We start from the raw sequence: 10,671 nt of genomic DNA on the forward strand, positions 1-10,671 counted from the left end.
CCTCATCAGCAAGAAACCCGCCACAATATGTGGTGGGCTTCTTGCGTTTCCTTCTGATATGCAGCGGATCAAAACGGCTGCTCAGGGCTTCTGCCACAACCCCTTCCGCATAGAGGGCCTCGCGTCATCCCGGCGAGCTTGCTCCCTCGCATCATCCCGAATGAGGTCACTTTCCCCCATGTCATCCTGAGCGAGCGAAGCGAGTCGAAGGATCTGGCTTCGGGCACGGCGCGCTTGCACGTACAGCATGTCGTCTCCGTCTCCTTCTGAGGGGAGCTTCGAGGGACGCGCGAGGCGCTATCGGTACCACTGCGCCTGCGAGCGGTAGAGCTCGGCGAACAGGCCGTTTGCGGCGATCAGCTCCTCAGGTGAGCCGTCTTCGACGATGCGGCCTCCGTCGAAGACCAGCACGCGGTCCACCTGCGAGGCGATGCCGAGCCGATGCGAGACCAGAAGGGCCGTCCTGCCTTCGACGATGTCGGAGAAGTTCCGGTAGATCTCGGCCTCAGCCATCGGGTCGAGCGCGCTCGTCGGCTCGTCGAGGAGCATGATGCGCGCCCGGCTCCTCCAAGCGGCCCGTGTGATGGCGACGCGCTGCCACTGGCCTCCCGAGAGGTTGTTGCCGCGCTCGCTGTAGGAGCCCACCACGTCATCGAGCCCCTTCTCGCGAGATGCAATCGTGCCCGACGCGCCGGTCTTCTTCGCGAGAGACATCATGGCGGCGTCGTCCCGCGCGCGTCCTGGAGCCGAGATCGCGATGTTCTCCCTGATGGTGTCCTCGTAGCGCGCGAAGTCCTGGAACACGGCCGACAGGTCCGCGCGCACGCGCACGGGGTTCTCGTACGGGTTGAGCCCTGATACCGTGACCTTCCCCGAGTCGGGGGCGTAGAAGCCGCAGAGCAGGTTCACGAACGTGGACTTGCCCGAGCCGTTCCTGCCCACGACGGCGACGCGCTCGCCTTCGCGCACGGTCACGCTCACGCCTCGAAGCGCCTCGTCAGGCGCTCCTGGGTAGGTGAAGCGCACGTTCTCGAACACGATGTCGGCAGGAGCGCTGGGCTCGGGAGAGCGGACGTCGGGAGCGTTGGCGGCGATGCGGTCTGGCGTGGCGGCGGCGATGCGGTCTGGCGCCTCGGCAGCCGGCTCATGCTCGAAGTCTTCCAGGGAGAAGAAGTCCTGGATGTAGGGCGCGCTCGCCACGAACGCGGTGGCGCCGGTGAACAGCTGCGACACGAGCGACTGCATCTGGGCGGCCCCTGAGAGCGTCAGCGTGAACACGCCGAGCCCAAGCGCTGGCTCCGCGTAGATCTTCGCGGCGGCCAGCGCCAGCACGAGCACGTAGACCGAGCCCGAGAACAGGTCGGCGCAGGCGTTCGCCACGGCATGGCGGCGCTTCATCGAGCCGTCCTTCAGGATGACCTCGTCGACGCTCGGCTGCCACTTCCGCGCCTTGACGTAAGGGAAGATGCGGTTGAACCTGACCTCCTGCAGCGTCTGGAAGCGCGTCGCATCCTGGTAGTACATCTGGGCAAACGCGCTCGTGCGAGCAAGCGACCGCGAGAGGCGGTAGCGCTCGCGCTCCTGAGCGTAGGTCAGGATGACCGAGGGCAGCGCGGTGACCACTACGATGACGATCATCCACGCGTCAACGCCCGCGAGGACCACGGCGAGCGCGCAGAACGCGACGGCGTTCTGCATCCAGAGCGCGATCTGCTGCATGGAGCCCGCAGCTTGGAGCCCTGCTGCGGTGTCCACGAACGACGAGCGCTCGGCGAAGCCGCCCTCGTTGTCGATGTGGCGCATGCGCACTCGGCAGGTGATGGACAGCGTTCGCTTTCTGATGTAGCGCATCATGCGCTCGGAGTCGGCCTGCTCGAAGTAGCTGCGCAGGCACGTGTATCCGAGCTGCGCAACGTAGACGCCCATGAGCGCGGCCAGCATGGCGAACGCGCTTCCCGCGGGGGCGGTGCCCTCGAACACGCCCTGCACCGCGTCGGTGAAGACGCCCATGAGCCACGCCAGCACCGACGGCGCCAGCGCGAAGGCGAACCCGATCGCGCTCACCGCGCACGAGGCCGCCCCGCGGGCCTTGTAGCTCACGGCGAGCGAGCGTCCGACGAGCGCGAAGAACTCGCGAGGGGAGATGTGCGCGTCGTCGCGCGCGGGAGCCGCCGTGCTCGAGGGCGGCTTGAGCACGGCGCTCATCGCATCATCTCCTCGGACACCTTGCGCGTGACGCTGCTCGTGCCGTCGTCGTCCAGGTAGAACTGGGCTTGGTCGCGGAAGAGCTGGGCATAGAGGCCGCCCTTTCGCAGAAGCTCGTCATGCGTCCCCGTCTCTGCCACGCGCCCGCGGTCCATCACGACGATGCGGTCGGCCAGCCGCGCAAATCCGACTCGGTGGCTGATGAGTATCGCCGTCCGGCCCCTCGTGTGCGAGCGGATGCGGGCAAACTGGTCGAGTTCGGCAAGCGGGTCGAGCATGCTCGCAGGCTCGTCGAAGATGAGGACGTCCTTGTCGCCCATGTAGGCGCGCGAAGTTCCCAGGAGCTGCTTCTCGCCGCCTGAGAATTCGACGCCATTGGGGTCGATGCGCTTGCGCACCATCGTGTCGAGGCCCTGCGGCAGCCTGTCTATGATGCGCTCGGCCCCGCCGCGCCTGAGCGCGCGGCGGACGGCCTCGCGGTCATCCACCTGGTCGACGCATCCGTAGGCGATGTTCTCGGCGACGCTGTGGTGGTAGAGGTAGAAGTCCTGGAAGAACGCGCCGATGCGCTTCGAGAGCGCGCCGTCCGCAAGGTTCTCGTAGGGCACGCCGCAAAAGGAGAGCTCTCCGGAATCCGTTGGCAGCGTGCCCAGGAGGACCTTCGCGAGGGTGGACTTCCCCGAGCCGTTCTCGCCGACGAGTGCCACCACTTCGCCGGGCATGATGACGAGGTCAACCCCGTCGAGGTCGTTCTTCGCGCCCGTGTAGGAGAACGTGACGCCGCGCGCCTCGAACACGGGGATCGCGGCGGCTTTGGTGCCCGCGTTTCCTGCGGCGTCCCTGGCGCTTGCGACGTCCCTGGCGCTTGCGTCGTCAGGCGCCGCGCCTTCGCCAGCGCGGCCTTCTCGGGTTGCTGTCCGCGTTGTCTCCGTGGGGGCGCCGTCGAAGCCGTCCAGCAGGTCGCTTTGCTGCTCGATGGCGAACATGTTCTCGTCGAGGCTCATGAGGTCGCGCGTGATGGGGCCGACGGCGGTGAACAGGCTCGTGCAGAGCGAGAACGTGGTAAGCAGCGTCGCCGGCGTGGCGTCGCCGGCGGCAAGGGCGCCGAGCAGGGAGGCGATGGCGACTGCCAGAAACGCGTAGAACAGCAGGCTGGCGAGGAACGTGCGCTTCTCGGCCTCGGCGGATCGCCTCACGGCAAGCCTCATGCGGACGTCGTAGGCTCGCTCCCACCCGCTCACCACCTCGTCGGCGCAGCCGAACAGCCTGATCTCCTTCGCCACGTTCGACTCCTGTGGCATGCTTTGAAGAAACTGCGCCTTGACCTCGGCTTTTCGGAACACCGGCCACGAGAAGCGCGTGCCGTGCGAGAAGTGCGCCGACAGCAGCACGGCCAGCAGCACGTATGCCGCCACGATGAAGAGGACCGCTGGCGAGAGCGTTGCCGCCGCAACGCAGAGCGACGCGATGGAGAACGCCTTGCCGACCATGGATATGAGGCAGGCGATCATCTGGTTCAGGGCCATGGAGCGGCGCATGATGTAGTTGAAGTCCTCGTTCACGTTGCGGCGCATCAGCGTGATGATGTCGTGCCGGCTCACCACGTCCATGAGATGCGCCTGCATGCCGTACGCGTAGGTGTTCTCCATGAGCGCGGAGAGGTATTCCGAGTTCATGCGCCCCGACACCGCGATGAGCGCCAGCAGGGCCCCGTATGCCACGATGTCGGGCAGCACGTCGGCGAACGTGCCCGTTCCGTACGCCAGGAACTCAGAGAGCTGCGCTATGGATGCGCGGTTGAAGATGAGGGCGACCGCAGGCAGCACCGAAAGCGCGGCAACGAGGACGGAGGCGAGCAAGAGCACGCGCTTGTCCATATGCCACGCCATGCGCAGGCCCCAGCATATGGTTGCGACTCGCTGCCGCAATGCACACCTCCCTTTTTCCCGCAACAGGCTTGTCCGCGCATGAGGCCCGGTGCGGCGTCAGCCGACGGGGTCCTCGCTGCGAAGCAGGTCGACGATCGATTCATCGCTCTTCGACCAGCCTTTTCTCATGGGTGCTGCTATGCGCTCGCCACCGCTTCGCGCTTAACGCCTGCTAGCAGCCGGGGCGGCTCACCCACGACATGCGCAGGGCCTCCCCGAAGAACTGCCCCTTCCCCGTCTTCACGGCGAAGCTCACCTTCTCCGGGTCCTCCACCACGCTGCCGGCCAGCGTGTCGGCCCCGTGCTCGAAGAGAACGGGCGACATGACAACCGAGGGGCCGGTCATGACGGTGGTGGCGCGTTGCGCAAGCTGCAGCAGCCGGGGGCAGGTCTTGTTGATGATCGTGACGCCCGTTATGAAGGCGTAGTCGGCCAGGGGCATCACGTACTCGCAGGCCGGGTCGGGCGTGTCGATAGGGCTCGTGCAGCTTCGCTCGAGCACGGTGAGCTGGGCGTACTCCTCGATGCGGTCCACGTGGGGGAAGTGGCCGACCACCACGACGCGCGCATCGCCGTCGGGGTGCGCCTCCTCGATGCGCGGGCGCCACGCGCCGAAGGCGTCCAGCTTGCGGGTGGTGCCGTCGGGCAGCTCCACGGGATCGTCGTAGAGGGCGCCCAGCCCGTCGATCATCTCCGGGCGCGAGTACCAGGCGTTCAGCGCGGCGACGCCGAGCGAGGCTTCCTCGAAGCACCACGACTTGGCAAGCTCAGCTACCTTGCGCAGGTCGGCTTTGCGCAGGTCGTCCTTCAGGGCGTACGGGGCGCCGCCCTTGCAGGAGAAGCTGACGCCCATGCCGCAGTCGGCTTCCACGTACGTCCAGCGCGTTCCCAGGCAATAGTCGCGCACGGCGATGCCCGCGGGCACGCCTTCGATGAGGCGGTCGTAGAGCTCCCACGCCGCGGCCTTCTCCGGGCGCTTCGCTCCGTCTGCTCGTTCGCTCATGGCTCTCCTCCTCGCGTTGAAGTTTGCCGCGCGCGATGCGCGGCCGGGGGTGACTTCCTAATTATATCTGTATAGAAATAATATTTGTTGGAAAATAAACAAGGAGCGAGAGGAGGGCGCGGCGCCTACCATCCCAGCGCGCCTGCCGCGGCGCGCGGGACGGGTGGCGCGCGGTGCGGCGCGCGGACGTGTGGGGTGCGCGCAGGGATCACGGCATGCGAGGGGCTTCGCGCGCGCCGTTGGAGCCTACCACCCCAGCGCGCTTGCCGCGGCGCAGAAGGCGATGGGCACTACGAGGCTGGGCAGCATGTTCATGGTCTTGAGGTCCTTGATCCCGAGGATCGAGATGCCGGTGCTCGCGATGAGGAAGCCGCCCACCACGGACAGCTCGCACATCATGTCGGGCGTCACGAAGTTGCCGAGCAGCAGCGTGAGCCCGTAGATGCTGCCTTGCCACGCGAACAGCACGCCGGCTGCCAGGATCATGCCGATGCCGTACGCCGACGCGAGCACCATGCTGGTCACCAGGTCGAGCGCGGCGTTGGCGAACAGGTAGGTGTGGTCGCCGTACAGCGCGCTCTGGATGGGGCCCAGGATGGACAGCGTGCCGATGCAGAACAGCAGGATGCCCGTGGAGAGGCCCCGCCCCAGCTCGCTCTTGCCCTTCGATAGGCGCTCGCTCAGGCGCTGGAAGCGCTCGTCGAGGTCGACGGCGGTGCCTGCCAGGCTTCCCAGCGCCAGGCTCACGATGAACAGGACGGGGTAGTTGCTGTTCGGCATGTTCTGCACCACGGCGTTGATGCCGATGCCGAGCGCGGCAAGCCCCATGGCTGTGAACAGGGCGTTCTGGAGCTTCTCGTCGAGCCCCTTCTTCACCACGCTGCCGACGATGCTGCCGACGGCGATGCACCCTGCGTTGACGATGGTTCCGATCATGGCGATTCCTTTCGGGCAGCGCGCCTTGGCGCGCGTTTCGTGGTGATTTGCTGCGTGCGAGACGTATTAAAAACTCTACAATGGTTATAGAGTCAAGCGGAAAATGAGAAAACGCCGAAGCGGCGGGAAAGGGAAGCGGCGAGAAGGGAAGAGCTGCGAAGGGGCGGCATGATAAGGTGGCGGAACCGCAGCGAAGCGGCATGGTGGCGTGGCGGCAGGGCCGAAGGTGCGGGATGCCGCAAGGAGTGCGGCGAAGCGGGAAAGGGAGGCGCATGGAGGGTGACCTGTTCAAGATAGGCGAGATCGCGCGGCTGTTCCACCTGAGCGTGAGCACGCTGCGGCACTACGACAAGCTGGGGCTCGTGTCGCCGGAGGCCGTCGACCCCGCGACGGGGTACCGCTACTACAGCACGCGCCAGTTCGAGCGCCTCAACACCATCCGCTACCTGCGCGAGCTCGACATCCCTCTCGAGCGCATCCAGGGGTTCATCGAGAACCGCGGGATCGGCGGCGTACGCGAGATGCTGCTGCAGCAGAGGGCCGACGTCGCACAGCGCCAAGAGCGCCTCGGCGCGATCCAGCGCAAGATCGACAACCGCCTCGCGCAGATCGACGAGGCCGTGGGCGCGCAGATGGACGCGATCGCGCTCGAGCGGGTGCCGGCGCGCCGCATCGCGCTGCTCAAGAAGAGCTTCGCGGTGGAGAGCGCACTTGACCTGGAGATTCACATCCGCGAGCTCGAGCGCAACGAGGAGAGCACCGCGATCTTCCTGGGGAAGGTGGGCATCGGGCTCTCGCAGGAGTCGCTTGAGCGCGGGCGCTTCCACCCCTACGAGCTCATCTTCATCGTGCTTGACGAGGAGGACGACTACCGCGGCGGCACGGTGCTGCTGCCTGAGGAGACGTGCCTGGTCACGCGCTTCCGCGGCTCGCACGAGGCGGCGCCGCAGCGCTACGAGCGCCTCCTGGGGTTCGCGCGCGAGCGCGGCTTGGGCGTGGCGGGCTTCTCGAGGGAGGTCACCATGATCGACTTCGGCCTGACCAACGACGTCTCCGAGTTCGTCACCGAGATACAGATCCCCGTGACGCCCTTGAACGCGAGTCCCCCGGACGTTCTGTGACACCCCCGAACGCAAGCCCCCCTCAGACGTCCCGTGATGCTCCCGAACGCGAGCCCCCCGGCGTCCCGTGACGCCTCTGAGCGCGGACTCTCCGGCGTCCCGAGACGCAGGTTCTCCGATTGATGATATTTTTTCAAGATTATTCTTGACTAGAAATAATAAAGCGACTATGATGAACCACGTAAACAAAAGGAATAAGACAAAGACACCTTCATTCTCCCCGTTTCTCTCATGTGGAAAAAGCCGCTTCCCCCAGCGGCTTTTTCTGCGTTCGGACACATGCAGCACGAACGCTCCAGGCAGGGCGCTCCGAAAGACAGAGCGCTCCGAACGCGAATGTTTCACGTGAAACATTCGTTTGTTCCCGTGCGTTTTGCGTTTGCGTCAGGAGTGTTCAGTTTTGCAATCTCGCCCGTTTCGCCTCCTTGTTTCGTGAGGTTTCAGCAGGAGGCTTCGGTAATAGGTTTTAGTGGTAGGTTTCGACGGGGGATCTTGGTGGGAGAGCCAGGCTGATTTCTTGCGTTGTCTTTTTGGAGCTGTTTTGCGAAACGTGTTTCGCAAAACAGCACTGAGGGAAAGGGAGGAGGGCGGGGCAACACGTTGCAAGATGACGCAGCATAGCGTGGCGTGACGCAGCGTGGCATGGCGTGGCACGGCGTGGCGTGACAAGGCATGGCGCAGCGTACTGCAAAGCAACGATGCGTGTCGTCTGGGTATTGCAGGGGCGAAGGCGAGGGGTATTGCCGGAAGCAAAGACAAGTTGAGCCCGCAAGGAGGGGGATCCTGCGGGCTCAACTTGTTTGCGGCGAAGCAAGACGAGGAATGCTCGCCGCCCTGTAAAGCAAAGAGAGGAGGAGTTGCGATCGGTTCGGGCTCCTTCAAGCTTCGCGCCTTTCGCGACGTCTCGCTCGGGCCTCTGCTCTTCGGTGCCGTTCCCTTTCGACAAAAGTTATCTTAGAGTAACTTTCAATGCAGCGCAAGGTGTTGCCATTAAAAGTTAGCCTGTACTTACAATTTCTCCACAAATCCACCCCGTTGCGAGAAGGCCCCGAAGCCAGAAAAAGCTCCGAGATCCGATAGAAAGGCCCCGAAGTTCGAAAGGACTCTGAAGCACGAAGAAAGCCCCAGGGTCCGAAAAAAGACCCGAGGCCCGATGATGCCTCGAAGCACGAAAAGGCCCCAGAGTCAGAAAAGGCCCCGCGAAGATCGCAGGATGCGAGTCTTCGCGGGGCCCGGTGCTCTCAAGCGCGGGCAGTGTTGTGGGCGCGAAATGAGCGCGAAGAACCAGAGCTTCGTGCGCCGGACGCTTCTGCGCTGGGCGTTCGCGTTGCGCAAGGCGCGTTCGCGCGCTGTCCGAGCGCGCCTATGCCAGGATCGCGCGGGCGGCCTCGTCCATCTTCGCCAGCAGGTCGGCGGCCTCCTCGGGGGTGGGGCAGGCGGCGAACAGGTACGCCTTGATCTTCGGCTCGGTGCCGCTCGGGCGCACGATGAGCTTGCTGCCGCCCTCGAGCTGCATCTCGAACACGCCCGCCGCGGGGAGCGTCTGAGGCGCGTCGGCCTCGCCGTCGGCGCCCGCCGAGCCCACGTACGGCATGGCCACGCCCTTCTGGTAGTCGACGCACGCGGTCACGCTCAGCCCCGCCACCTCCTGCGGCGCGTTCGCGGAGAGCCCGCTCATGATGCCCGCCATCTTCTCCGCGCCGGCGGCGCCGGGGTACTCCAGGCTGATGGTGGCGTTGCGGTGGTACCCGTGCTTGCGGTAGAGCGCGTCCATGGCCTCCACCAGGTCAACGCCGCGCGCCTTCCAGTCGCGCGCCATCTGGCAGATGAGCATGCTGGCGTTCACGGCGTCCTTGTCGCGCACGTGCGTGCCGGAGAGGTAGCCGTAGCTCTCCTCGAAGCCGAAGATGAAGCGCTCGGGCGTGCCTGCGGCCTCGAGCAGGCCGATCTGCTCGCCGATGTACTTGAAGCCCGTGAGCGTGCGGCGCAGCTGGAAGCCGTACTCGGCGGCCAGCGCGTCGACCATGGCGGTTGACACGATGGTGGTCAGCGACACGGCGCGCGAGAGGTCCTCGCCGCGCGCGGCGCGCGTGCGGCAGATGTAGTCGAGCAGCAGGATGCCCATCTCGTTGCCGCTGATCAGGTGATACTCGCCGTCATGCAGCGCCGCCACGCCCACGCGGTCGGCGTCGGGGTCGGTGGCCAGCAGCAGGTCGGGGCGGACGTCCTCGCACAGCGCCAGCCCGCGTTCGAGCGCCTCGCGGATCTCGGGGTTGGGGTAGGGGCAGGTGGGGAAGTTGCCGTCGGGCGCGGTCTGCTCCTCCACGAGCGTCACGTCGGTCACGCCCACGCGCTCGAGGATGCGCGTCACGCACTCGAGGCCCGTGCCGTTGAGCGGCGTGTAGACCACCTTGAAGCCGGCGTCGGCGTTCGTGCCCGGCTCCTCGAGCGACTGCGCGAACACGGCGTCGACGAAGCGGTCGAGCGTGCCCTCGTCGGTGTAGCTGGCCCAGCCCTCGGCGAGGGCCTGGTCGAACGGCATGCGCTTCACGTCGTCGAAGATGTCCACGGCGTTGATGGCCGCCTGGATGTCGTGCGCCGCCTGCGTGGTGATCTGGCAGCCGTCGGGGCCGTACGCCTTGTAGCCGTTGTAGGGCGCGGGGTTGTGGCTCGCGGTCATGCAGATGCCCGCCGCGCAGCCCAGGTCGCGCACGGCGAAGCTGAGCGCGGGGGTGGGCTCGATACGCGGGTACAAGTGCGAGCGGATGCCGTTGGCGGCCAAGACGCCAGCCGCCACCTGCACGAACGTCTCGCCCATGTTGCGGCTGTCGCGCGCGATGGCGACGCTGGGCGCGTCGAAGCTCGCGTTGAGGTAGTTCGCCAGGCCCTGCGTGGCCTTCGCGACCGTGTAGACGTTCATGCGGTTGGGGCCTGCGCCGACGATGCCGCGCAGCCCGCCCGTCCCGAAGGCGAGGTCCTGGTAGAAGGCGTCGCGCACGGCGGTCTCGTCACCGGCTTTGAGCTGCTGGAGTTGCTCCTGCACGACGGGGTCGTCCGCCTTGGCGATCCACAGGTCGAGCAGCTTCATCATGTCTTCCATGAGGGGTCCTTTCCGATCAAGAGCGTGCACGCCGCGGCGCTGCCGCAGGTGAAGCCCATATTATCCCAGTTTGGGCATCTTTTTCAGCAGAGCCCACGCTTTCTGCTTCTCATCCGGGGTTTCGAGCAGGTCTTCGAAGCGGCGAAAGGCCACCACCGTGCGGCCCATGACGCGCGTGGCGGCGTCGAGCGCGAGCTCGCAGCGGTAGGCGCGCCCGAGCAGCGCGGCGGCTTCGGCGTCGGCGGCCACGATCGCCAGCGGGTCGAGCCCCTCGACCACGCTCAGGAGGTCGCGCGCGCCCAGCGTCGCGCCCGCGGGCTCGGCCAGCCCGCCGCCCGCACCCGCGCCGCCCGAGCTCGCCGGCTCCCCGCCGTCCGC

At 66.2% G+C, this 10,671-nt stretch carries 6 protein-coding genes and 1 pseudogene; 1 reads left to right on the forward strand and 6 read right to left on the reverse strand.

The window, feature by feature from the left end; all coding sequences use genetic code 11:
- Positions 1-297 precede the first annotated feature (297 nt).
- The 4 genes from G7Y49_RS07710 to G7Y49_RS07725 form a co-directional block, all read right to left on the reverse strand.
- The gene (locus G7Y49_RS07710) at positions 298-2,205 is read right to left on the reverse strand and encodes an ABC transporter ATP-binding protein (protein ID WP_165172635.1); all 1,908 of its coding nucleotides are present in this window, start codon (positions 2,203-2,205) and stop codon (positions 298-300) included.
- Positions 2,202-4,082: an ABC transporter ATP-binding protein gene (locus G7Y49_RS07715; protein ID WP_165172636.1), complete on the reverse strand. Its 1,881-nt coding sequence runs from the start codon at positions 4,080-4,082 to the stop codon at positions 2,202-2,204. Before G7Y49_RS07715 ends, G7Y49_RS07710 begins: the two co-directional genes overlap by 4 nt.
- 223 nt (positions 4,083-4,305) lie before the next feature.
- Positions 4,306-5,136 carry a DUF364 domain-containing protein gene (locus G7Y49_RS07720; RefSeq protein ID WP_165172637.1) on the reverse strand — a complete coding sequence of 277 codons (831 nt, stop codon included), beginning with the start codon at positions 5,134-5,136 and terminating at the stop codon, positions 4,306-4,308.
- Positions 5,137-5,382: 246 nt separating this feature from the next.
- On the reverse strand, positions 5,383-6,072 hold the full coding sequence (locus tag G7Y49_RS07725) for a DUF554 domain-containing protein (RefSeq protein WP_165047377.1): 690 nt from the start codon (positions 6,070-6,072) through the stop codon (positions 5,383-5,385).
- A gap of 272 nt (positions 6,073-6,344) precedes the next feature.
- On the opposite strand from G7Y49_RS07725, the gene G7Y49_RS07730 reads away from it, so the two are divergent.
- Positions 6,345-7,193 (forward strand): MerR family transcriptional regulator, encoded by an 849-nt coding sequence (locus G7Y49_RS07730; RefSeq protein ID WP_165172639.1) that lies wholly within the window; start codon positions 6,345-6,347, stop codon positions 7,191-7,193.
- 1,363 nt (positions 7,194-8,556) lie between these two features.
- Here the strand turns inward: G7Y49_RS07730 and G7Y49_RS07735 are convergent.
- Positions 8,557-10,293 carry a phospho-sugar mutase gene (locus G7Y49_RS07735; RefSeq protein WP_165172641.1) on the reverse strand — a complete coding sequence of 579 codons (1,737 nt, stop codon included), beginning with the start codon at positions 10,291-10,293 and terminating at the stop codon, positions 8,557-8,559.
- 60 nt (positions 10,294-10,353) lie between these two features.
- Positions 10,354-10,671 (reverse strand): annotated as a pseudogene (locus tag G7Y49_RS07740) (hypothetical protein); the annotation flags it as partial.

The sequence above is a fragment of the Adlercreutzia sp. ZJ242 genome (assembly GCF_011038995.1).
Classification (GTDB): Bacteria; Actinomycetota; Coriobacteriia; order Coriobacteriales; family Eggerthellaceae; genus CAAEEV01.

What these genes read in the sequence shown, in the direction of transcription:
- G7Y49_RS07720 (WP_165172637.1), bottom strand. Translation starts at nt 5,136, where the DNA reads ATGAGCGAACGAGCAGACGGAGCGAAGCGCCCGGAGAAGGCCGCGGCG.
- G7Y49_RS07730 (WP_165172639.1), top strand. Translation starts at nt 6,345, where the DNA reads ATGGAGGGTGACCTGTTCAAGATAGGCGAGATCGCGCGGCTGTTCCAC.
- G7Y49_RS07715 (WP_165172636.1), bottom strand. Translation starts at nt 4,082, where the DNA reads ATGGACAAGCGCGTGCTCTTGCTCGCCTCCGTCCTCGTTGCCGCGCTT.
- G7Y49_RS07735 (WP_165172641.1), bottom strand. Translation starts at nt 10,293, where the DNA reads ATGGAAGACATGATGAAGCTGCTCGACCTGTGGATCGCCAAGGCGGAC.
- G7Y49_RS07725 (WP_165047377.1), bottom strand. Translation starts at nt 6,072, where the DNA reads ATGATCGGAACCATCGTCAACGCAGGGTGCATCGCCGTCGGCAGCATC.
- G7Y49_RS07710 (WP_165172635.1), bottom strand. Translation starts at nt 2,205, where the DNA reads ATGAGCGCCGTGCTCAAGCCGCCCTCGAGCACGGCGGCTCCCGCGCGC.